The following is a 23,407-nucleotide window of genomic DNA, read 5'->3' as shown; positions in this document are numbered from 1 at the left end:
GTATAGCTATCGCTGGCAAGCCAGCTCCTACAGGGTGACGCGGTGTTGTTTAGTCCAGGGTGCGGGGCAGTTGCAAGGTCACACGCAGGCCACCTTCGCGCAAATTTTGCAGGCTGACTTCGCCGCCATGGCTGTGGGCGATATTGCGGGCGATCCCCAGCCCCAGGCCATAACCCTGCTGCTGCCCGGCCAGGCGAAAGTGCGGTTCGAAGACCTGCTCCAGACGCTGCTCCGGCACCCCGGGGCCCTCGTCATCCACATGCAGGATGAACTGCGCGCCATCGTCCTCGATACGCAGATGGGCGTTCTGCCCGTACTTCAGGGCGTTATCGATCAGGTTGCCAATGCAGCGCTTGAGCGCCAGCGGCTTGCCCGGATAGGCCGTCAACGCCCGGCCATGCTGGGTCACCCGGCCATTGCCGTTGGGCGCAAGATACGGTTCCACCAGGCAGTCGAGCACATGGTTGAGGTCCACCGGCTCGATGTTCTCGTGGATGTCGGTGTCCTTGACGCACTGCAACGCGCCCTTGACCAGCAGTTCCAGCTCATCCAGGTCGCGGCCGAACTTGGCTTGCAGCTTTTCGTCTTCCAGCAGTTCCACCCGCAGCCGCAGGCGTGTGATGGGGGTGCGCAGGTCGTGGGAAATTGCACTGAACAACTGGCTGCGTTCAGTCAGGTAGCGGCTGATCCGCTCGCGCATGGCATTGAACGCACGGCCCACTTCCACCACTTCGCTGCCGCCACCTTCGGCCACCGGTTCCACGTCGGCGCCCAGGGACAGGTCCCGCGCCGCCCGCGCCAGGCGCTTGAGCGGCCGGCTCTGCCAATGCACCAGCAAGCCGATAAACAGCAACAGAAAGCCACTGGTCAGCACGATAAACCACACCTGCTGGGACGGCAGGCCCTGTTCTTCGAGGCTGGTGTAGGGCTCGGGCAACAACGAGGCGATATACAGCCATTCGCCGGCGCCCAACTCGATCTGCGTCACCAGTACCGGCGGGTTGACCGGCTCCAGGGTCAGCGCGTAATGCGCCCAGGAGCGTGGCAATTCATCGAGTTTCAGGCCGGCATTGAAGATGCGCAGGTCTTCGGCACTGACAAACTCCACCGAAAAATGCACGTCACTGCCCAGGGTCTGGCGCAGCACTTCGTCCACGGCACCAAGCACCGCCTGTTTGCGCGGGGTTTGCGGCAAGATCTGCATATCCAGCGGCTTGTCGTTGAGTGTCACCACAAAACGCGTGCCACCCATGCTGCGCAACTGGTCGAGCACCAGCGGCCGATAAGCCACCGGCAGCGAACGGAAATAGCTGACGCTGGCGGTCATCGAATGGGCCAGGCTGCGGGCGCTGGTGACCAGGCCTTCAAGCTGGGTGGCGCGCAGTTGCGAGACCCAGATCACGCTGGATAACGCCTGGGCAAACAGCACCGCCAACAGGGTCAGCAGTAGCATGCGCCCCAGCAATGAACGCGGGACCGGAATGCGCCGGCGTTCAGTGGGCATTGCTGGCAACCACACTGGCCGCCAGTTGGTAACCGCTGCCGCGCACGGTGCGGATCAGCCGTGGAGGTTTCTCGGTATCACGCAGGCGTTGTCGCAGGCGGCTGACAGCCATGTCGACAATACGGTCGAGGGGCATCAGGTCACGGCCACGGGTGGCGTTGCCAATGGTGTCGCGATCAAGAATTTGCTGTGGGTGATCGAGGAACAGCTTGAGCAGGGCAAAGTCGGCACCGGACAGGATGACTTCCTCGCCATCAACGTGAAACAGCCGATGGCTGATCATGTCCAACCGCCACTCATCGAACACCAGCACGTCGCCACCCGTACGCTCCTGGCCAAACTGGCAGCGGCGCAACAGGGCCTTGATGCGTGCCTGCAACTCCCGCGGGCTGAAGGGTTTGCCGATGTAATCGTCGGCGCCCAGTTCCAGGCCGATGACCCGGTCGGCTTCGTCGGAGCTGGCAGTGAGCATGATGATCGGCACCTGGGCCTGGCGCGGGTGCTGGCGCACCCAGCGGCAGAGGCTGAAGCCGTCTTCGTCGGGCAGCATCACATCGAGGATCACCAGGTCGCACGGGGCCTCGTCCATGGCCTGGCGAAACCCCGCGCCATTGGGCACGCCCCGCACCTGGAAGCCGGCGCGACTGAGGTAGGTTTGCAGCAACTCGCGGATTTCCTCGTCGTCGTCGACCAGGAGAATGGATTTACTGATTACGCTCACGGGGGCCTCCTTGTTGTTATGGGGTGCTCTCTAGGGCCCCATCGCGGGCAGGCCCGCTCCCAGATTTTGATTTGTGAACACAATCAAATGTGGGAGCGGGCTTGCCCGCGATAAGGCCATCACTGCCTACGCAAATGCCTGCTCCAATGCCACGCCCGCCCCGGTCAACCCGGAATACGGCGCCGTCACCAACCACACCGGGATACCTTTGAAGTAGTCGCTCATGCAGCCTTTGTCCGCAAAGCTCTTGGCAAAACCACTGTTGATAAAGAACTCGGCAAACCGGGGGATCACCCCGCCCACGATATACACACCCCCCCGGGCGCCGGTGGTCAGCACGTTATTGCCCGCCACGCGGCCCAGCCAGATGCTGAACTGGTCCAGGACCTCCATCGCCACCGGATCGCCAGCCAGCCCCGCAGCGGTAATCGCCTCCGGGGTTTGCAGTACCGCCGGGTGGCCGTCCACCGCGCAGATCGCCCGGTACAAGCGGGGCAAACCGCCGCCGCTCAGGGCCGTCTCGGCGCTGACATGCCCGATTTCGTTGTAGATGTGCTGCCACAACTGGGTTTCCCGTGGGCTGCTCAGGGGCAGGTCGACATGCCCGCCCTCCCCCGGCAACGCAGCCCAGCGGCCGGCGCCCAGGTCGAGCAGAGTGCCCACGCCCAGCCCCGTGCCCGGGCCGATCACCACCGCCGGGCGCCACGGCTCCGGTGTGCCGGCGCAGACCACGCGGTATTCATCAGGCTGCAGGCGAGTCATGCCCAGGGCCATGGCCGAGAAGTCATTGACCAGCAACAGTTCGTCCACTTGCAGCGCCTTGCAGAACGCGGTCTTGCTCAGGCGCCAGTGGTTGTTGGTGAACTTGAACTCGTCGCCACTCACCGGCCCGGCCACCGACAGGCACACCGCGCCGATGGAGCCCGGCGCCAATCCTTCCTCGGCGAGGTAGACCTGGATCGCCTCCTCGGGGCTGGCGTGATCCGCCGTGGCCAGCACCCGGATCGAATGCAGTGCCTGGTCCCGCCACAACGCAAACCGGGCGTTGGTACCGCCAATATCACCAACCAGCGCAAGCTTCACTTGAGTGTCTCCAGGGCAGAGGTAAAGGCGCTGGCGCCCTGCTCTGCGGAGCTTGCGGCCAGGCGCATAAATGCAAACAGCTCGCGACCGGCCCCCACGTTATTGTCCAACAAGCCCGTGGCAGGCGCGCGCGCTGCAAATTCTTCGGCGTCCACCTTAAGCTCCAGGGTGCCTTTGACGCCATCGACGCGAATGATATCGCCATCCTTGACCCGCGCCAGCGCGCCACCGCGCTGGGCTTCGGGGCTGACGTGAATCGCGGCGGGGATTTTACCCGAGGCGCCAGACATACGCCCGTCTGTCACCAATGCGACTTTGAAACCTCGGTCCTGGAGCACGCCGAGGAACGGCGTCATCTTGTGCAATTCCGGCATGCCATTAGAGCGCGGGCCCTGGAAGCGCATCACCGCGACAAAATCCTTCTCCAACTGGCCGGCCTTGAACGCATCGGCCAGGTCCTGCTGGTCCTGGAACACCACGGCTGGCGCTTCGACGATTTGATGTTCGAGGGCCACCGCCGAGACTTTCATCACCCCACGGCCGAGGTTGCCTTCCATCACCCGCAAGCCGCCCTCCGGGGAGAAGGCCCGGGCTACCGGGCGCAGGATGCTTTCGTCGAGGCTTTCGATCGGGCCTTCGCGCCAGATCAGTTCGCCGTCCACCAGGAACGGTTCGCGGGTGTAGCGGCTCAAGCCATGGCCGGCGACGGTGTTGACGTCTTCGTGGAGCAGGCCGGCTTCCAGCAGCTCGCGGATCAGGAACGACATGCCGCCCGCCGCCTGGAAGTGGTTGATGTCGGCCTTGCCGTTCGGGTAGACGTGGGACAGGGTCGGCACCACTTCCGAGAGGTCGGCCATGTCCTGCCAGGTGAGGATGATGCCCGCCGCCATGGCGATGGCCGGCATATGCAGGGTGTGGTTGGTCGAGCCGCCGGTGGCGTTGAGGGCGACGATGGAGTTGACCAGGGATTTTTCATCGACGATCTCGCCAATCGGCGTGAAGTTACCGTTGGCCTTGGTCAGGCGCGTGACCTGGTGCGCGGCCTCACGGGTCAGCGCATCACGCAGCGGTGTGTACGGGTTGACGAACGAGGCGCCCGGCAAGTGCAGGCCCATCACTTCCATCAGCAACTGGTTGGTATTGGCGGTGCCGTAGAAGGTGCAGGTGCCGGGGCTGTGGTAGGACTTCATCTCCGATTCCAGCAGCTCTTCGCGGCTGGCCTTGCCTTCGGCGTAGCGCTGGCGCACATCGGCCTTCTGCTTGTTGGAGATGCCCGACGGCATCGGCCCACCGGGCACGAAGATCATCGGCAGGTGGCCATAACGCAGGGCGCCCATCATCAGGCCGGGGACGATCTTGTCGCAGATCCCCAGCATCAGCGCGGCGTCGAACATGTTGTGGGACAGCGCTACCGCCGTGGACATGGCAATCACTTCACGGCTCAGCAGGCTCAGCTCCATGCCCGGCTCGCCCTGGGTCACGCCGTCGCACATGGCCGGGGTGCCGCCGGCGAACTGGCCGACCGAGCCGACTTCGCGCAGGGCTTTTTTGATCTGTTCCGGGAAATGTTCGTAGGGCTGGTGCGCCGAGAGCATGTCGTTATATGACGAAACAATTGCTACGTTGGCGGCATTCATCATGCGCAGGCTGTTTTTGTCTTCAGTGCCGCAGCCGGCCACGCCGTGGGCAAAGTTGGCGCATTGCAGCTTGCCGCGCATCGGCCCGTCGCTGGCCGCGCCGCGAATCAGCGCAAGGTACGCCTCACGGGTTGCCCGGCTGCGGGCGATAAGGCGTTCGGTGACCTCAAGTACGCGGGGATGCATGTGTAGAACTCCAGGCTAACGGATGTGGCGACCTGAGTGTCTATGCTGGTCAAAAGCCCGCCGCGAAGAGGTTGGCAGGGAGTTACTTGACCAATCGGACCAGTTGATTCAGGTCACTCGTTGTAGATTGAACAAAATATTGCCACTAAAAAGGCTTGTTTTCTATTTTTATGCGAATAATCTTGTAATTCTTACAACAAATCGACGACAGGCGCTTTCAAATGACTCTTCGAATTGCAATCAATGGTTTTGGCCGCATTGGCCGCAACGTCCTGCGCGCACTTTATACCCAAGGCTACCGTCAGGATTTGCAGATCGTCGCCATCAATGACCTGGGCGACAGTTCGATCAATGCCCACCTGCTTAAATATGACACCGTCCATGGCACTTTCGATGCAGAGGTCGCTCACGATCAGGAAAGCCTGACCGTCAATGGCGACCGGATTGCCGTGAGTGCCATTCGCAACCCCGCCGACCTGCCGTGGGCTGCACACAAGATCGACGTGGTGTTCGAATGCACCGGCCTGTTCACCGACCGTGACAAGGCCGCCGCCCATATTAGCGCCGGCGCGCGCAAGGTGATCATCTCGGCCCCGGCCAAGGGCGCGGATGCCACCGTGGTCTACGGGGTCAACCATGACATTTTGCGCCAATCCCACCAGATCATCTCCAACGCCTCCTGCACCACCAACTGCCTGGCGCCGGTGGCCCAGGTGCTGCATCGCGAGCTGGGTATCGAAAGCGGCCTGATGACCACCATTCATGCCTACACCAACGACCAGAACCTGACCGACGTCTACCACACCGACCCGTACCGCGCCCGTTCGGCCACGCAGAACATGATCCCGAGCAAGACCGGCGCTGCCGAAGCGGTGGGCCTGGTGCTGCCGGAACTGGCAGGCAAGCTGACCGGCATGGCGGTGCGGGTGCCGGTGATCAACGTGTCGCTGGTGGACCTGACCGTGCAACTGAAAAAAGAAGCCACGGCCGATGAGGTCAACGCGCTGCTCAAAGAAGCCAGCCAGCACTCGAAAATCCTCGGCTACAACACCCTGCCGCTGGTTTCCAGCGACTTCAACCATAACCCGCTGTCGTCGATCTTCGACGCCAACCACACCAAGTCCAGCGGCAAGCTGCTCAAGGTATTGGCCTGGTACGACAACGAATGGGGCTTCTCCAACCGTATGCTGGATAACTGCCTGGCGCTGTGTAACGCCGAGTAACCCCCCCCTGTGGGAGCGGGCTTGCTCGCGAATGCGGTGGGTCAGTAATGAATGTATTGACTGACCCACCGCATTCGCGAGCAAGCCCGCTCCCACATTTGTCTTGCGTGGGTTCAGAGAAATAGCCACTTGCCATTTGCGCTGATGATAAGCATTATCATTAACTGCCAATCGGTCCGGTATCACTGTGAGCCTATCTCGCTTCAATCAAGTCTTCCTCACCCAACGGGTGGTGCTACTGCGCACCTTGCAGCGGATGGTGAATAACCACAGCACCGCCGAGGACCTGTTGCAGGAAACCTACCTGCGCGTCACACGGGCCCTCAGCGAACGACCGATTGATCACCTCGAGCCTTTCGTGTTCCAGACCGCGCGCAACCTGGCCCTGGATCATCTGCGCTCGCGTCGGATCCAGTCCCGCACCTTGCAGGAAGATGTCCCGATGGATGTCCTGCAAAGCGTCGCCTCGCCAGTCACCACGCCCGAAGACGCCGCCCACGCCGAGCAATTGCTGGAGCACCTGAGCGTCAGCCTCGGGCAGTTGAGCGCTCGCCAGCAGCAGATCTTTATCCTCAGCCGCCTGCACGGTTGCAGCTACCAGGAGATTGCCGACCAGTTGCAGGTGTCCTTGAGCACCGTGCAAAAGGAACTGAAATTGATCATGGCCATCTGCATAGGTGTGGCCGAACGGCTCGATCACCCTTAAGCTTTGTCGGGACAAGCCGACAGCAATGTCACAAAAGCTATTGAATAAAACGTGGCGAAGACCCGAGGAACACCGTGACGGACCCGAACAAACTGCACCCCCATGAGCTGGCTCATGAGGTGTTGCAACATGCGGCCATGGACCAAGCCCTCGACTGGCTGATCGCTTTGCAGTGCCCGCAGCCTGGCCAGCAAGCCGAGTTCCAGGCCTGGCTGGATGCCGACCCGAGTCACGCCCAAGCCTTCGCCAAAGCCCAGGCCGCCTGGTGCGGTGCGCCGGTACACAGCGCCGCCGTGGCCCTGAATGCGCCGCGCAAGCCCAGCGCCTGGCGGCGCATCAAGCCGCACTGGAAGCCCTTGGCCACGGCGGCGGTGTTGCTGCTGGGGCTGTTCAGCTTCAGCAACCTGCCGGTGCGCCTGCAGGCCGACCATTTGACCGTGGTCGGCGAGCGCCAGCGCCTGCAACTGGATGACGGCTCCAAGGTGCTGCTCAACACCAACTCGGCGTTTTCCAGCACCATCGACGAGCATCAGCGCATCGCCCGCCTGTATCAGGGCGAGGCGTTTTTCGAAGTCGCGGCCAACCGTGGCCTGCCCCTGCAGATCGACGCCGGCCCGGTGCGCGCCAGCGTCAGCGATACGGCGTTTGCCGTGCGCTATCTCAACGGTGAGGCGCAGGTGCAGGTACAACGCGGGGATGTCGACCTGAGCACCACCTTCGGCAACAACCGGGTGCGCCTGAGTGCCGGCGAGAGCATTCGCGTCGGCCCCAAGGGTTTCGGCCAACCGGCCAAGCTCGACGCCACCAAGGAACTGGCGTGGGTCCAGGGCCGGCTGGTCTTTGAAAACTGCCCGATGAGCGAAGTGCTGGCAGAGCTGCGGCGCTACTACCCGGGCTGGATCGTCAATACCAACGAGCAACTGGCCAGCGTCGCCGTGACCGGTAATTACCGTCTGGACCAACCGCTGGACGTGGTGCGTTCCCTGGCCCATATCACCTCGGCCAAACTCTCGGAGTTCCCTGCACTAGTGATTCTCAACTGAGAATAATTATTTTTACTCGATAGCCACCGCTGGTACGTCTCGTCTTAGCCAATGCAACTGATTCCTATTTGATTCAGGCTCGCAACTATAAGACTCGTCCCTCGGAGCGCTCTCGATGTCCTCTCGTTTCAACCGCCGGTCCTCTTCGCCTACGCTGTGCCTGCTGACCGCCGCCATCCTGCTGGCGGGCAGCCCGGTCCTCACGGCCACTGCCGCCGAACCCGCGGCGCGCAGCCACGCCAACTACACCTTCAGCATCGAGCAGCAATCCCTGGTCTCGGCACTCAACGCCTTTACCGCCGTCACCGGCTGGCAGATCGGCCTGCCCGCCGAACTGGGCCAAGGGGTTTCCTCCCCTGGCGTGCGCGGCTCGCTGACCCCGGAAAAAGCCCTGGACCGGCTGTTGGTGGGGACCAACCTGAACTACCGCAAACTGGGCAATAACAACATCGTCCTGGAAAAGCGCACGGCGGGTAGCGCTCTCACCCTGCAACAAATGACTATCAGCGCCACCCGTACGGAACAGGCGGTCGATAGCGTGCCCAGCACCGTCAGCGTGCATGAACGCGAGGAGCTGGACCGCCAGAACGTCAACACCATCCGCGAACTGGTGCGCTACGAACCGGGCGTCTCGGTCGGTGGCGCCGGCACCCGCTCCGGTAATTCCGGCTACAACATTCGCGGCATCGACGGCGACCGCATCCTCACCCAGGTGGACGGTGTAGAGGTGCCGGACAACTTCTTCAACGGCCCGTACGCCAAGACCCGCCGCAACTATGTCGACCCGGAAATCGTCAAGCGCGTCGAGATTATCCGCGGCCCGGCCTCGGCCCTGTACGGCAGCAGCGCCATCGGCGGCGCCGTCAGCTACTTCACCCTCGACCCGGACGACATCATCAAGCCCGGCCAGGATGTGGGCGCGCGCCTGAAGACCGGCTACAGCTCGGCGGACGAAAGCTGGCTGACCTCCGGCACCGTCGCCGGGCGGGTGCAGGACTTCGACGGCTTGCTGCACCTGAGCCAGCGCAATGGCCACGAGATGGAGTCCTACAACGGCAACAACGCCACCGGCCTGGCCCGCACCGGCGCCAACCCGGAAGACGTGCGCACCACCAACGTGCTGGCCAAGCTGGGCTGGAACTACGGCGAAGACAACCGCCTGGGCCTGACCTACGAGAAGTACAAGGACGACCGCGACATCAACCAGAAAAGCGCGGTAGGCGGGATCTTCCTCGAAGGCCAGGGTATGAATATGTACCGTGACCGTCGCGGTAACGACACCATCACCCGCGAGCGCTTTGGCCTGGAAAACAAGTTTTCCCTCGACTCGCCGATTGCCGATCACATCAAGACCAGCCTCAACTACCAGATCGCCAAGACCGACCAGGCCACCAGCGAAATCTATCAGGCCGGCCGCCGCGTGCTGCGGACCCGCGACACCCTCTACGAAGAAAAGCAGTGGGTGTTCGACGCGCAGTTGGACAAGGCCTTCGTCATCGGCGACACCGATCACTTGCTGACCTACGGCACCACGATCAAGCAGCAGAAAGTCACCGGTTCGCGCGAAGGTGCGGCGACCTGCCTGGCTGTAGGCGCGGGCTGCACGGCCATCGGCGCACCGAGCCCAACCCCTGCCGACAGCGTGAAAAAAGCCAGCGACTTCCCCGATCCGACCATCAACAGCTACGCGCTGTTCGCCCAGGATCAGATCAGTTGGAATGACTGGACCTTCCTGCCGAGCGTGCGCTACGACTACATCCAGCTCAAACCCAAGCTGACCGAAGAGTTCCTCAATACCACCGACCCGGACCGCAAGTTCCCCCACGACGACTCGAACAAAACCTGGCATCGTTTCTCGCCAAAACTGGGCGTGACCTACGCACTGACCGAGCAGTACACCTGGTTTGGCCAGTACGCCGAAGGTTTCCGTACGCCATCAGCCAAAGCGCTGTATGGCCGTTTTGAAAACCTGGGCGAAGGCTACATCGTCGAGCCCAACTCGAACCTCAAGCCGGAAACCAGCAAGAGCTACGAAACCGGGATCCGTGGCAACTTCGACGCAGGCAATTTCGACGTCGCGGTGTTCTATAACAAGTACCGCGACTTCATCGACGAGGACAACGCCGCGCTGGGCCCCACCGGCACCATCTTCCAGCCAGGCAACATCAAGCGTGCCACCATCAAGGGCATGGAGGTCAAAGGGCGCTTGAACCTGGACGCCTTCGGCGCACCGCAAGGCCTGTATACCAAGGGCGCGATTGCCTACGCCCACGGGCGCAACGACGAAACCGGCCAGCCGCTGAACAGCGTCAACCCGCTCAAGGGTGTGTTCGGCCTGGGCTACGACCAGGACACCTACGGTGCGCTGGTCAGCTGGACCCTGGTCAAGAAACAGAACCGGGTCGACAGCGCCACGTTCTTTACCCCGACCGGCATCAAGGCCAATGGCCCGTTCAAGACCCCGGGCTTTGGCATCGTCGACCTGACCGGCTTCTACAAAGTCACCGACGATCTGACCGTCAACGGCGGCCTGTACAACCTGACCGACAAGAAATACTGGAACTGGGATGACGTGCGCAGCTACGACGGTGTGGGCGAAGCCGGCGTGACTTCGCCAGCCAGCCTGGACCGCCTGACCCAGCCAGGACGCAACTTTGCGATCAACCTGATCTGGGACATCTGACCCATGCAGCCCCACCTCGCCGGTTTTATCGCCGGCGGGGTGAGGATTTTTTACTGTGACGCGTCTTCTTGTTCGTCTAGTAATAACAGCCTGGCAACAAGGCGCTTTTCCTTCTCAAGGACATCCAATGACCGCTTCCACTACCGCAGAACGCGCAAGCCTGCGCTCCCAGCGCCTGAACCAGATCACCCACGAGCCGCACACCAAGCTCGATGCCCTGGTCAAGGCTCACGCCCCGTTTGAAACCCAGGCCAACTTCGCCCGTTTCGTGGTGGCGCAGTACCTGTTCCAATCGGAACTGGTGGCGCTGTACAACGATCCCGAGCTGATCAAGCTGGTGCCGGACCTGGCCGAGCGCTGCCGCGCCGAAGCCGCCAAGCTGGACCTGGCCGACCTGGAAACCGAAGTACCCGCCCCCGTGGCCGGTGCCGTGCAGAACCCGAGCAAGGCCCAGGCCCTGGGCTGGCTGTTCGTGTCCGAAGGTTCCAAGCTGGGCGCAGCGTTCCTGATCAAGCGTGCCGTCGGCCTGGGCCTGAGCGAAACCTTCGGTGCCCGTCACCTGGGCGAGCCAGCCGGTGGTCGTGCAGAAGGCTGGAAGAGCTTCACCCGCACCCTCGACAGCCTGGAACTGAGCGCCGAAGAAGAAGCCGCAGCAGAAAAAGGTGCCGTGGATGCGTTTGTACGCTTCACCGTGTTGCTGGAACAGGCGTACGCTAGCGCCCCAGAACTGGCCTGATCGCGCTGCTGGAATGCAATGAATGTGAGAGCGGGGTTGTGTGGGAGCGGGCTTGCCTGCGATAGCATCGCTGCGGTCTAACTGATACACCGCAGCGTCTGCATCGCAGGCAAGCCCGCTCCCACATGTTGATCGCGCTCCATTTTCAGATTTTTCGAAACCCTGACAAATCGTACCTATGACAGCCCCCGTCCAATCCTCCTCCAAACTCGCCCGAATCCTGTTCGGCCTGCTGGCCTATGTCAGCCTGGGGATCGGCTTGATCGCGATTGTCGTGCCGGGCCTGCCCACCACCGAATTCATCCTGCTGGCCGCCTGGGCCGCCACCAAGAGCTCGCCGCGCCTGAGCGCCTGGCTGGAAAACCACCGGCTGTTCGGGCCGATCCTGTTCAACTGGCGCAACGGCAAGATCATCGCCCGTCGAGCCAAGGTCAGCGCCACCGTGAGCATGTTGCTGTGTGCCGGCCTGATGCTGGTGATGCTCGATCACGGCTGGCCGATCTACCTGGCCATCGCCGGTATGAGCCTGGGCAACCTGTGGATCTGGTCACGCCCCGAACGCCTCGCGCGAACCGCTGCCTGAGCGCCCTACCGCTCATCGCCTATTCCTCATGAATTACCCGTCGGTGCCGATGTTCCGGGCATAGCGCCGAATGGACTTGGCCGTTGCCCTGCTTGCACACCAACAAGTCCAATCGCGAGTAAGCCCATGTTCGACACCCTCTCCATCCGCTTGAAAATCGTGCTGCTGTCCGGTCTCTGCCTGTTGGGGGTGATTGCGCTGATCGTCAGCCTGAATATCTACCAGTCCAACCAGAACGACCAACTGGTCAGCGCGTCCAGCTCGCGCATGCTCACCGCCAGCGTGGAGAACCTGCTCCAGGCCAAGGCCGCCGAGCAGGCCGTGCAGGTGCAGAAAGCCTTCGGCGAGAGCCTGTTGGTGGTCACCGCCCTCGCCGACCAGGTCAAGGACCTGCGTAACATGGCCGCCAAGCGTTCGCTGGAAGCGGCCACCGTGCGCGAGGAACTCAACCAGCGGATCAAGACTGCGTTCGAGCGCAATACCAAGGTGCTGGGGATCTGGTTGTCGTTTGAACCCAACGGCCTGGATGGCAAGGACAGCGAATTTATCGACGACAAGCTGCGCGCCTCCAACGAGGCCGGGCGGTTCTCCAGCTACTGGAGCCGTGCCGGTGGCGAAGGGCTGAACACCGTGATGGTGGAAGCGGACCTGACCAAGACCACCCTCAACCTCAGCGGTACGCCCTACAACATCTGGTACACCTGCCCACGGGATACCCGCAACGTTTGCCTGCTGGACCCGTACGCCGATGAAGTCGCCGGCAAGTCGATGCTGATGACCACCATCTCCCTGCCGCTGCTGGCCGACGGCAAGGTCATTGGGGTGATCGGCGTCGACATTGCGCTGGATGCCCTGCAAGCGGCGGCCAATACCGCGCAAAAAGAGCTGTTTGACGGCGCCGGGATCATGGAAATCCTCTCCAGCAGTGGCCTGATTGCCAGCTTCAGCGGCGAGCCGGACAAGGTCGGCAAGAGCATCGTCGATGTGCTCGGCGCCGAAGGCAAAGAGATCGTGCAACTGCTGTCCAGTGACACGCGCAAGGTCCGCGAGCAGGACGATACGATTCGCGCGGTGTATCCGGTCAAGCCGATTGCCGATGCCAAGCCTTGGGGCGTGGTGATCAAACTGCCCAAGGACGTGCTGCTGGCCGACTCGGTCAAGCTGCAAGGGGTCCTCGACGAGGCCCAGGCCCGTGACACGCTGCAAGCGCTGTTGGTCGGCGCCGTAGCCGGCCTGCTGGGCCTGCTGCTGATGTGGCTGACCGCTACCGGCGTGACCCGCCCGATCAACAGCGTGGCGGCGATGCTCAAGGACATTGCCAGCGGCGACGGCGACCTGACCCAACGCCTGGCCTACACGAAAAAAGACGAACTGGGGGAGCTGGTCAGTTGGTTCAACCGCTTCCTCGACAAACTGCAACCGACCATCGCCCAGATCAAGCAGAGCATCACCGAAGCCCGCGGCACCGCCGACCAGTCCTCGGAAATCGCCCGCCAGACCAGCGAAGGCATGCAGGTACAGTTCCGCGAGATCGACCAGGTGGCAACCGCCTCCAACGAGATGAGCGCCACCGCCCATGATGTGGCCAACAGCGCCTCAAACGCGGCCAGTGCAGCGCGCGGCGCCGATCAATCGGCCCGCGAAGGCCTGGCGATTATCGAGCGCAGCACCCGCGATATCACCACCCTCGCCGAAGAAGTCAGCAAGGCGGTGACTGAAGTCGAAGCCCTGGCGGTCAACAGTGAGCAGATCGGCTCGGTGCTGGAGGTGATCCGCAGCATTGCCGAGCAGACCAACCTGCTGGCCCTCAATGCCGCGATTGAAGCCGCGCGCGCCGGGGAAAGCGGGCGGGGGTTTGCGGTAGTGGCGGACGAGGTACGTAACCTGGCGCGGCGCACCCAGGATTCGGTGGAAGAAATCCGCCTGGTGATCGAACGCATCCAGAGTGCGACCCGTGGGGTGGTGACCACCATGCATTCGAGCCAGAGCCAGGCACAGAACAACGCCGGGCAGATCCAGCAGGCGGTCCAGGCCCTGGGCAAGATCAGCGATGCGGTGACGGTGATCAGCGACATGAACCTGCAAATCGCCAGCGCCGCCGAAGAACAGAGCGCCGTGGCCGAAGAGGTCAACCGCAACGTTTCGGCGATCCGTACCGTGACCGAGACATTGACTGGCCAGGCCACTGAATCAGCGGCGATCAGCAGCCAATTGAATGCATTGGCCAATCAGCAGATGAAACTGATGGATCAGTTCCGGGTGTAAGCCCAGGTCCTGAAAACAATGAAATACCCCATGTGGGAGGGGACTTGCCCTAATACCGATCAGTTAAGCGAACGCAATGCTCAAAGCAGTGAAGATCAAATGTGGGAGCGGGCTTGCCCGCTCCCACATAGGTTTGCGGTGGGTCAGAGACCGGTCCAGGCGCTGACAAACGCCGTGATGTCTTCTTTGGCCGCCGTACGCGGCGGGTTCTGCGCGGTCCCCAGATAAAGGAAGCCAATCACTTCCTCACCCGCGCTCAACCCCAGGCCCTTGGCCACATGCGCCGAATACGACAACTCGCCGGTGCGCCACACCGCACCGATCCCCTGGGCATACGCCGCCAGCAAAATACCGTGGGCCGCACAGGCCGCCGCCAGCAACTGCTCGGACTTGGGCACCTTGAAGTGTTCCTGCAGACGGGCAATCACCACCACCACCAGCGGCGCACGCAATGGGCCGTTCTGCGCCTTGTCGATCACCGCTTGCGGGGCCTCGGGGTCTTGCAGGCGGGCCGCTTCGGCCAGCAGGGTGCCCATTTGCTCACGGGCCGCGCCTTCCACGGTGAGGAAGCGCCAAGGCCGCAGTTGGCCGTGATCCGGTGCACGCATGGCTGCCGCGAACAGCACTTCGCGCTGCTCGGCAGTGGGGGCCGGCTCCAGCAGGCGCGGTACGGAAACACGGTTGAGCAAAGCGTCGAGAGCCTGCATTGGCCACCTCCAGGAAAAATGTGCGGCCATTCTAGCGGGAATGCATCAGATTGGAGCAAACGATAATTGCTCTTATTCAATCCGCCCCGCCCTGTTAGACTTTGCCCCCTGAATTTCATCCACCGTCGCCCGTCTTCCAGGATTATCGATGCCCCGCTTGCCTCTTCGCCTGTCTGCACTCTTGATGGCCATGAGCCTGAGTGCCTGCGATGACGCCCCGCCGCCGACGTTTACCCAGGCCGAGCCGGGTGAGGCGCGTTCGGGAGGCAGCACGACGGTAAGGAAGACCGACCAGAATGCCTTTTCGCTGCCCTCGGCCAACCTGGCGCCAACGCGCCGCCTGGACTTCAGCGTCGGCAACAGCTTTTTCCGCAATCCGTGGGTGATCGCCCCGGCCACCACCACCGCCCGTGATGGGCTGGGGCCGCTGTTCAACACCAATGCCTGCCAGAACTGCCATATCAAGGATGGCCGCGGTCATCCGCCCTTGCCTGAGGCCAGCAACGCGGTGTCCATGCTGGTGCGCCTGTCGATCCCGGATTCGCCGCCCTATGCCAAGGTCATCGAACAGTTGGGGATCGTGCCCGAGCCGGTGTATGGCGGGCAGTTGCAGGACATGGCCGTGCCCGGCGTGGTCCCGGAAGGCAAGGTGCGGGTCGACTACACCCCGGTCAACGTCACGTTCAAGGACGGCACGGTGGTGGAGTTGCGCAAGCCGAGCCTGCAGATCACCCAGCTCGGCTACGGGCCGATGCACCCGGATACGCGGTTTTCCGCCCGTGTAGCACCGCCGATGATCGGCCTGGGCTTGCTCGAAGCCATCAGCGACGCGGACATCCTGCAAAACGCCAGCAAACGCCCGGACAAAAACGGCGTGCTCGGCCGCCCGAACTGGGTCTGGGATGATGCCCAGCAAAAAACCGTGCTCGGGCGCTTTGGCTGGAAAGCCGGGCAGCCGAACCTCAATCAACAAAATGTTCACGCGTTCTCTGGTGATATGGGCCTGACCACCCGCCTGCGGCCCATGGACGACTGCACCGACGCACAGGTTGCCTGTAAGCAGGCGCCCAACGGCAATGGCGAAAATGGCGAGCAGGAAGTCAGCGATAACATCCTGCGCCTGGTGCTGTTCTACACCCGCAACCTGGCCGTACCGGCGCGCCGTGATGTCAATGCGCAACAGGTGCTGGCCGGCAAAAACTTGTTTTTCCAGGCCGGGTGCCAGGCGTGCCACACGCCCACGTTCACCACGGCCAGCAATGCCGCCGAGCCGGAGCTGGCCAACCAGGTCATCCGCCCGTACAGCGACTTGCTGCTGCACGACATGGGCGAGGGCCTGGCCGATAACCGTACCGAATTCAAGGCCGGTGGCCGCGACTGGCGCACGCCGCCGTTGTGGGGCATTGGCCTGACACAAAACGTCAGTGGCCACACCCAGTTCCTGCATGACGGCCGCGCCCGCAACCTGCTTGAAGCCGTGCTGTGGCACGGCGGTGAAGCCCAGGCGGCGCAGCAACAGGTGTTGTCTTTTAATGCGCAGCAGCGAGCAGCATTGCTCGCGTTCCTGAATTCTCTATAAGCTTTGCCCCAATTATTGAAGGGAGCTCGACATGTTCCGTCCCAAGTTGTTGTTCACCAGCCTCGCCGCCCTGGCCCTTGGCGCCTGCGCGCCGCAGGATCCGCAAGCGGTCACCTCGGCGGCCATTGCCAAGCAAGTGATCCTGCCGACCTACAGCCGCTGGGTCGAAGCTGACCGGCAGTTGGCCGTCAGCGCCCTGGCTTACTGCCAAGGCAAGGAATCCCTGGAGACCGCCCGCGCCGACTTCCTCCACGCGCAAAAAGCCTGGGCCGAGTTGCAACCGCTGCTGATCGGCCCGCTGGCCGAGGGCAATCGCGCCTGGCAGGTGCAGTTCTGGCCAGACAAGAAAAACCTCGTTGGCCGTCAGGTCGAGCAACTGGCCACCGCCCAGCCGCAGATCGATGCCGCTGCCCTGGCCAAGTCCAGCGTTGTGGTGCAAGGCCTGTCGGCCTACGAATACATCCTGTATGACGCCAAGACCGACATTGCCAACGACGCCCAGAAAGCCCGCTACTGCCCGCTGCTGATCGCCATCGGCGAGCGCCAGAAGCAATTGGCCGAAGAAATTCTGGCCAGTTGGAACAGCACCGACGGCATGCTGGCGCAGATGACCAAGTTTCCTAACCAGCGCTACGCCGATTCCCACGAAGCCATCGCCGAACTGCTGCGCGTGCAGGTCACGGCCCTGGACACCCTGAAGAAAAAACTCGGCACACCGATGGGTCGCCTGTCCAAGGGCATCCCCCAGCCGTTCCAGGCCGATGCGTGGCGCAGCCAATCGTCCCTGCAAGGCTTGCGAGCCAGCCTCGCGGCGGCCCAGACCGTTTGGGCCGGGGTCGACAACAAGGGCCTGCGCGGCCTGCTGCCTGCCGACCAGAAGCCTCTGGCCGAGAAGATCGACGCAGCCTACGCAGCCTCCCTGAAACTGTTCGACAGCAACCAGCGTTCGCTCAATGAACTGCTGGCCGACGACGCCGGGCGCGAGCAACTCAACGCTATCTACGACAGCCTCAACGTCGTCCACCGCCTGCACGAAGGCGAACTGGCCAAGGCGCTGGGCATCCAACTGGGCTTCAATGCCAACGACGGTGACTGATGATGCTCAGGCGACAGGCTTTGGCCATTGGTAGCGTGCTGCTCAGTGCAATCACCCTGGGCGGCTGGACGCTGTTCAAGCGCAAGGGCGACAGCCCGCTGCTGCTGTCGGCCCGGGATGATGGCGACGGCAAGCACTACGCCGTGGGCTATCGCCTGGATGGCAGCCAGGTGTTCGCCACCCAGGTTGGCCAGCGTTGCCACGACATCATCAACCACCCGAGCCTGCCCATCGCGCTGTTCGTGGCCCGCCGCCCGGGCACCGAGAGCTACCTGGTGGACCTGCGCGACGGCACGCTGCTGCAAACCGTGACGTCCCAGGCCAACCGGCACTTTTATGGGCATGCGGTGATCCACAAGAGTGGCGACTGGCTGTATGCCACGGAAAACGACACCACCGACCCCGGTCGCGGCCTGTTGGGGGTGTACCGGTTCGAAGGTGAGCGCCTGGTGCACAGTGGGGAGCTTTCCACCCACGGCATCGGCCCGCACCAGGTGTCGTGGATGCCCGATGGCGAGACTCTGATCGTGGCCAATGGCGGGATCCGCACCGAGGCCGAAAGCCGGGTCGAGATGAACCTCAACGCCATGGAACCCAGCCTGGTACTGATGCAGCGCGACGGCACGCTACTGAGCAAGGAAACCCTCGGCCAGCCCATGAACAGCGTGCGCCATATGGGGATCGCCAGCGATGGCACGATCCTCACCGGGCAACAGTTCATGGGCCCGTCACAGGAGCGTTCCGAGCTGCTGGCGATCAAGCGTCCGGGCCAGCCGTTCGTGGCGTTCCCGGTGGCGGACGAGCAGTTGCAGGCCATGGGGCACTACACCGCCAGCGTGGCGGTACACAGTGAACTGCGCCTGGTGGCACTGACCGCGCCACGGGGCAATCGCTTCTTTATCTGGGACATGGACAGCGGCGAACTGCGCCTGGACGGACCGTTGCCCGACTGTGCCGGCGTGGGTGCGGTAGCGGACGGGTTTGTCGTGACATCCGGCCAGGGCCGCTGCCGTTTCTACGATTGCCGCCAGCCTCAACTGGTGGCCAAGCCCCTGGATCTGCCAACTGGGTTCTGGGATAACCACCTGCATTTGATCTGACGCCATCGCAGCGCTCCCGGGCTGATACCTGGGAGCCGCCCCACTGAAAAAATCCTACGCGACCTGTGAAAACGCCCCTCGACGAGGGAGCAGACTTCACACACACACTCGCGACTTTGCGTCTTATAGCACCCGCCTTTCTCGTGAAGACTGCGTGGCTCACCGTGCCAGCGGCGCTCCTGCGTGCGCCCCACGCACCACGTCACCCTCACAAGGAAGCAACTATGCCGGGCCGCCGGATGATTACCATGCTCAGCATCGTCCTCTTGGTCGTGCTGATGCTTGCCAGCTACAAGGCATTCTGGATTTACCAGCAACTGCAATTGCTGCATGCGCCCAAGCCCCCCGTCAGCGTGGCCGTGGCCAATGCCGTGGAAAAACCCTGGCAGCGCCAGTTGCCCGCGGCCGGTACGCTCAAGGCGTTGCAAGGTATCAACCTGAGTATCGAGGTACCCGGCGTCGTCACTCAGTTGCACTTCGACTCGGGGCAGGCGGTCAAGGCCGGGCAAACCCTGCTGCAGCTCGAACACCAGGCCGAACAGGCCGAGTTGGACGTGGCCCTGGCCGATCGCAGCCTGGCGCTGCAGAACTTTCAGCGTGGGCACCAACTGGTGGGTATCAATGCCATCTCCCAGGGCGAGTTCGATCGCCTGTCCGCCGAGCTCAACCGCAACAAGGCCCTGGTTGCACAGCGCCGCTGGGCCCTGGCAAAAAAACAGATCGTCGCGCCGTTCGACGGCACTATCGGTATCCGTCAGGTCAACATCGGTGACTACCTGCAAAGCTCCACGGTGATCGCCAGCCTGCAGGACACCCGCAGCCTTTACGTGGACTTTCATGTCCCCGAGCAGGCCGTCCAACTGATCAAGATCGGCCAGCCGGTGCAGGTTGAAGTTTCGGCACGGCCAGGGCTTTTCAGTCGCGCCAGCATCAGTGCCATCGACCCCATCGTCGACGACAACACGCGAAATGTGTTGGTGCGTGCGACCCTGGCCAACCCGGACAAATATCTGCTACCGGGGATGTTCGCCCATTTGCAGGTGCTGTTGGACACCCCCTCCTCCCATGTCGTGATCCAGGAAAGCGCGATCGCCTACAGCCCATACGGCCAGTACGTATACGTCGTGAAACCCCACACCGGCAATGAGGGCCCAGGGGGCCTGATCGCTGAACAACGCCTGGTTGAAACGGGCGAGCGACGCGATGGCGATATCGTGATTGCCAAGGGCCTGGCCAAAGGCGAACAGGTCGTCACGGCGGGCCAGATCAAGCTGCAGAACGGCACCCCGGTGCATATCAGTATTGATCGCACGCAACCCGATGAACCGCCCTTGGCGCCCCCTCCGGAGCACGCCGAATGACCTTCACCGACCTGTTTATCCGCCGCCCCGTGCTGGCCTTGGTCGTCAGCCTGTTGATCGTGCTGCTGGGCTGGCAGGCCTACGGGAAACTGCCGCTGCGCCAGTTCCCGCAGATGGAAAGTGCACTGATCACGGTGACCACGCTCGCGCCGGGCTCCAGCGCCGAGACCGTGCAGAGCTATATCACGCAACCGTTGCAGAAAAGCCTGGCAAGCGCGCAAGGCATCGACTACATGCGCTCTTCCAGCCGGCAGAATGTGTCGAGTATTTCCATCTATGGCCGCGTCGGTGCCGACAGCGACCGCTTGTTCACCGAGCTGCTGGCCAAGACCAATGAAGTGCGCAATCAACTGCCCCGGGATATTGACGATCCGGTCCTGAGCAAAGTCGCCGCAGACAACACCGCGCTGATGTACCTGAGCTTTTCCAGCGACACCATGAACAACGCGCAAATCACCAACTTCCTGCTGCGGGTGGTACAGCCGCGCCTGGTGACGTTACCGGGCATGGCCGAGGCGCAGATCATCGGCAACCAGAGCTTTGCCATGCGCCTGTGGCTCGACCCGCTGAAGCTCGCCGGGTTTGGCTTGAGCGCCAGCGATGTGACCCAGGCCATCAAGCGCTACAACGTGCAGTCTATCGCCGGCGATGCCACCGGCGAGTACGTGGTAACCAGCGTCACGGCCAATACCGAACTGCAATCGGCTGAAGGCTTCCGGGCCATTACCTTGAAAACCAGCGGCGACAGCCAGGTGCGTCTCGGTGATGTAGCGCGAGTGGAGCTAGGCGCCCAGAACTACGACAGCTTCAGCTCTTTCAACGGCCTGCCCGCAACCTATATCAGCATCAAGCCCACCCCCGATGCCAACCCGCTGGAGCTGGGCAAGCGCGTGCGCGACCTGATGCCACTATTGCAGGCGCAACTACCGCCCCAACTGCATGCGGACATTGCCTACGACTCGACGCTGTATATCAACGCCTCAATCGAGCACGTTCTGTCGAGCCTGATGGAAGCCATCCTGATTGTGGTGCTGGTGGTGTTCCTGTTTCTCGGCTCCTTGCGCTCGGTGGTGATTCCCGTCATCACCATTCCGCTGTCGCTGATCGGCAGCCTGTTTTTCATGCAACTGATGGGTTATTCGATCAACGTCCTGACGCTGCTGGCCATGGTGCTGGCCATCGGCCTGGTGGTCGATGACGCCATTGTGATGATGGAAAACATCCACCGGCATATCGAAAAAGGCCGATCTCCCCTCGAGGCCGCGATCAAGGGTGCCAGGGAGGTGTGTATGCCGGTGATCTCCATGACCATCACCCTGGCGGCGGTGTATACGCCCATCGGCTTTCTCCAGGGCCTGACCGGTGCGCTGTTCAAGGAGTTTGCCCTGACCCTGGCCGGCGCCGTGGTGATTTCCGGCATCGTCGCACTGACCCTGTCACCGATGATGTGCGCCCTGTTGCTGCGCCCGGAACAACAGCCACAGGGCCTGGCGCTGATCCTCGACCGGTTCTTCAATAGCCTGAAACAACGCTATCAGCGCCGCCTGCACCAGATCATGGGGGCACAGTCGGTGGTTATCGTGTTCGCCCTGCTGGTACTCGGCCTGATTCCGGCCATGCTCATCTTCACCCTCTCGGAACTGGCCCCCGATGAGGACCAGGGCCTGATCTTTATCCTCGCCAGTGCGCCGCAGCCGACCAACCTGGCCTACCTCAATACCTACACTCAGGCGTTTATCGAGCAGTTCAAGACCCTGCCCGAATACCAGGCCTCGTTCCAGATCAATGGCCTGGACGGTGTGCATTCAGGGGTTGGTGGTTTCCAGTTGCAGCCCTGGAACCTGCGCAAGCGTACGCAGATGGAGGTCCTGGCGCCCCTGCGCAAAAAGCTCGACAGCATCCCCGGCCTGCAAGTGTTTGCCTTTAACCTGCCGTCCTTGCCGGGCACCGGCGAGGGCCTGCCCTTTGGTTTTGTGATCAGTTCCCAGCAGGACCACACATCGATGCTGGAGGTGGCCGAACGCGTCAAGCAACGGGCAATCGATTCTGGGAAATTTGCCTACGTGGATATCGACCTGGCGTTCGACCGGCCCGAGGTGATGATTGACATCGACCGGGTCAAGGCCGCGCAGATGGGCGTGTCCATGGAAGACCTGAGCCTGACCCTGGCGACCCTGCTGGCAGAGACAGAAATCAATCGTTTCAGGATCGATGGCAATCTCTACAAAGTGATTGCCCAGGTCGAACGCAGCTACCGGGACAATCCGGGCTGGCTGAGTCACTACCACGTAAAAAATGCCAAGGGCCAGTTGTTACCGTTGTCGACACTGATCAGCGTGTCCAGCCAACAGGTACGCCCACGGCAGTTGAACCAGTTCCAGCAGCTCAATTCGGTGCTGGTCTCGGCGTATCCGATCGTCGGCATGAGCAACGCGCTGGAGACCGTGCAAACCATCGCCCGGGAGGAGGCACCGGCGGGCTACACCTTTGACTACAGCAATGCCACGCGCCAGTTCGTGCAGGAGGGCAATGCGCTGTGGGGCACCTTCGGCCTGGCCCTGGCGATCATCGGCCTGGTGCTGGCGGCACAGTTTGAAAGCCTGCGTGACCCACTGGTGATCCTGGTGACCGTGCCGCTGTCGATCTGCGGTGCGCTGATCGCGCTGTTCCTCGGCTGGTCGACCCTGAACATCTACACACAAATAGGCCTGGTCACACTGATCGGCCTGATCAGCAAGCACGGCATCCTCATCGTCGAATTCGCCAACCAGTTGCGCAAGGAGCAAGGCTTGTCTGCGCGGGCCGCCATCGAGGAAGCCGCCGCGACTCGCTTGCGGCCGGTACTGATGACCACGATCGCCACCGTACTGGGGGTGGTCCCGCTGGTGTTTTCCAGCGGTCCGGGGGCGGTCAGCCGTTTTGATATCGGCATGGTGATCGCCACCGGCATGTCCATCGGCACCTTGTTCACGTTGTTCGTCCTGCCTTGCGTGTATACGGTGCTGGCCAAGCGCGATACGCCCGCCCCCTGACCTCCTGCGGGAAAGGCCTGCCCCCCTTTCCCACTCCCCTGCGCCTCAAAACCATTGCCCTTGAGCCTGTGCGCACGCGGCGGCATTTACCAGTTGGAATCGCGCCGAAACTCGGAGTAATGTGCCCAATCGTTCGTCTTCGTCTGCCTCAGTTTTTTCCAA

Annotated in this window: 17 protein-coding genes and 1 pseudogene; 13 read left to right on the top strand and 5 right to left on the bottom strand. The window is 62.5% G+C overall.

Annotated elements, in window-relative coordinates:
- Positions 1-49 precede the first annotated feature (49 nt).
- From HBO12_RS07955 to edd, 4 genes are all read right to left on the bottom strand, one after another.
- Positions 50-1,504: an ATP-binding protein gene (locus HBO12_RS07955; protein ID WP_169954633.1), complete on the bottom strand. Its 1,455-nt coding sequence runs from the start codon at positions 1,502-1,504 to the stop codon at positions 50-52.
- Positions 1,494-2,225: a response regulator gene (locus HBO12_RS07950; RefSeq protein WP_169954632.1), complete on the bottom strand. Its 732-nt coding sequence runs from the start codon at positions 2,223-2,225 to the stop codon at positions 1,494-1,496. Before HBO12_RS07950 ends, HBO12_RS07955 begins: the two co-directional genes overlap by 11 nt.
- A gap of 126 nt (positions 2,226-2,351) precedes the next feature.
- The gene (locus HBO12_RS07945) at positions 2,352-3,308 is read right to left on the bottom strand and encodes a glucokinase (RefSeq protein WP_169954631.1); all 957 of its coding nucleotides are present in this window, start codon (positions 3,306-3,308) and stop codon (positions 2,352-2,354) included.
- Positions 3,305-5,131, bottom strand: a complete 1,827-nt coding sequence (edd, locus tag HBO12_RS07940; protein WP_170041877.1) for a phosphogluconate dehydratase — start codon at positions 5,129-5,131, stop codon at positions 3,305-3,307. The genes HBO12_RS07945 and edd overlap by 4 nt, the downstream gene beginning before the upstream one ends.
- A 221-nt stretch (positions 5,132-5,352) precedes the next feature.
- Between edd and gap the strand changes: the two genes are divergently transcribed.
- The 8 genes and pseudogenes from gap (at position 5,353) to HBO12_RS28700 (ending at position 14,370) form a co-directional block, all read left to right on the top strand.
- Entirely contained in the window at positions 5,353-6,354 is a 1,002-nt protein-coding gene (gene gap / locus HBO12_RS07935) for a type I glyceraldehyde-3-phosphate dehydrogenase (protein WP_029295415.1), read from the top strand.
- A gap of 187 nt (positions 6,355-6,541) precedes the next feature.
- Positions 6,542-7,060: an RNA polymerase sigma factor gene (locus HBO12_RS07930; protein ID WP_169954629.1), complete on the top strand. Its 519-nt coding sequence runs from the start codon at positions 6,542-6,544 to the stop codon at positions 7,058-7,060.
- A 74-nt stretch (positions 7,061-7,134) separates the two neighbouring features.
- Positions 7,135-8,103, top strand: coding sequence for a FecR domain-containing protein (locus tag HBO12_RS07925; protein WP_170041876.1), 969 nt, complete (start codon positions 7,135-7,137; stop codon positions 8,101-8,103).
- Positions 8,104-8,218: 115 nt separating this feature from the next.
- Positions 8,219-10,786: a TonB-dependent receptor gene (locus HBO12_RS07920; RefSeq protein ID WP_170041875.1), complete on the top strand. Its 2,568-nt coding sequence runs from the start codon at positions 8,219-8,221 to the stop codon at positions 10,784-10,786.
- A gap of 127 nt (positions 10,787-10,913) precedes the next feature.
- Positions 10,914-11,522, top strand: a complete 609-nt coding sequence (locus HBO12_RS07915) for a biliverdin-producing heme oxygenase (RefSeq protein WP_170041874.1) — start codon at positions 10,914-10,916, stop codon at positions 11,520-11,522.
- A gap of 178 nt (positions 11,523-11,700) precedes the next feature.
- Positions 11,701-12,105, top strand: coding sequence for a YbaN family protein (locus HBO12_RS07910; protein ID WP_169954625.1), 405 nt, complete (start codon positions 11,701-11,703; stop codon positions 12,103-12,105).
- 126 nt (positions 12,106-12,231) lie between these two features.
- Positions 12,232-13,512: pseudogene (locus HBO12_RS28705) on the top strand (methyl-accepting chemotaxis protein); the annotation flags it as partial.
- A gap of 102 nt (positions 13,513-13,614) precedes the next feature.
- The gene (locus tag HBO12_RS28700) at positions 13,615-14,370 is read left to right on the top strand and encodes a methyl-accepting chemotaxis protein (protein WP_373323108.1); all 756 of its coding nucleotides are present in this window, start codon (positions 13,615-13,617) and stop codon (positions 14,368-14,370) included.
- A gap of 143 nt (positions 14,371-14,513) precedes the next feature.
- Here the strand turns inward: HBO12_RS28700 and HBO12_RS07900 are convergent, their stop codons facing one another.
- Positions 14,514-15,077, bottom strand: a complete 564-nt coding sequence (locus HBO12_RS07900) for a nitroreductase family protein (RefSeq protein ID WP_169954623.1) — start codon at positions 15,075-15,077, stop codon at positions 14,514-14,516.
- A 148-nt stretch (positions 15,078-15,225) separates the two neighbouring features.
- Between HBO12_RS07900 and HBO12_RS07895 the strand changes: the two genes are divergently transcribed.
- The 5 genes from HBO12_RS07895 to HBO12_RS07875 all read left to right on the top strand — a co-directional run bounded on the left by HBO12_RS07895 (position 15,226) and on the right by HBO12_RS07875 (position 23,245).
- Positions 15,226-16,656 (top strand): di-heme oxidoreductase family protein, encoded by a 1,431-nt coding sequence (locus HBO12_RS07895; protein WP_170041872.1) that lies wholly within the window; start codon positions 15,226-15,228, stop codon positions 16,654-16,656.
- A gap of 31 nt (positions 16,657-16,687) precedes the next feature.
- Positions 16,688-17,752 (top strand): imelysin family protein, encoded by a 1,065-nt coding sequence (locus HBO12_RS07890; RefSeq protein WP_170041871.1) that lies wholly within the window; start codon positions 16,688-16,690, stop codon positions 17,750-17,752.
- Between the two features lie 2 nt (positions 17,753-17,754).
- Positions 17,755-18,852 carry a DUF1513 domain-containing protein gene (locus HBO12_RS07885; RefSeq protein ID WP_169954700.1) on the top strand — a complete coding sequence of 366 codons (1,098 nt, stop codon included), beginning with the start codon at positions 17,755-17,757 and terminating at the stop codon, positions 18,850-18,852.
- A 224-nt stretch (positions 18,853-19,076) separates the two neighbouring features.
- Positions 19,077-20,213 carry an efflux RND transporter periplasmic adaptor subunit gene (locus HBO12_RS07880; RefSeq protein WP_170041870.1) on the top strand — a complete coding sequence of 379 codons (1,137 nt, stop codon included), beginning with the start codon at positions 19,077-19,079 and terminating at the stop codon, positions 20,211-20,213.
- On the top strand, positions 20,210-23,245 hold the full coding sequence (locus tag HBO12_RS07875) for a multidrug efflux RND transporter permease subunit (RefSeq protein ID WP_170041869.1): 3,036 nt from the start codon (positions 20,210-20,212) through the stop codon (positions 23,243-23,245). The genes HBO12_RS07880 and HBO12_RS07875 overlap by 4 nt, the downstream gene beginning before the upstream one ends.
- Positions 23,246-23,407 lie beyond the last annotated feature (162 nt).

Origin of the sequence: Pseudomonas sp. WS 5059 (assembly GCF_012985525.1) — a bacterium.
Taxonomy (GTDB): domain Bacteria; phylum Pseudomonadota; class Gammaproteobacteria; order Pseudomonadales; family Pseudomonadaceae; genus Aquipseudomonas.
This window is presented reverse-complemented; position numbering and strand designations above follow the sequence as displayed.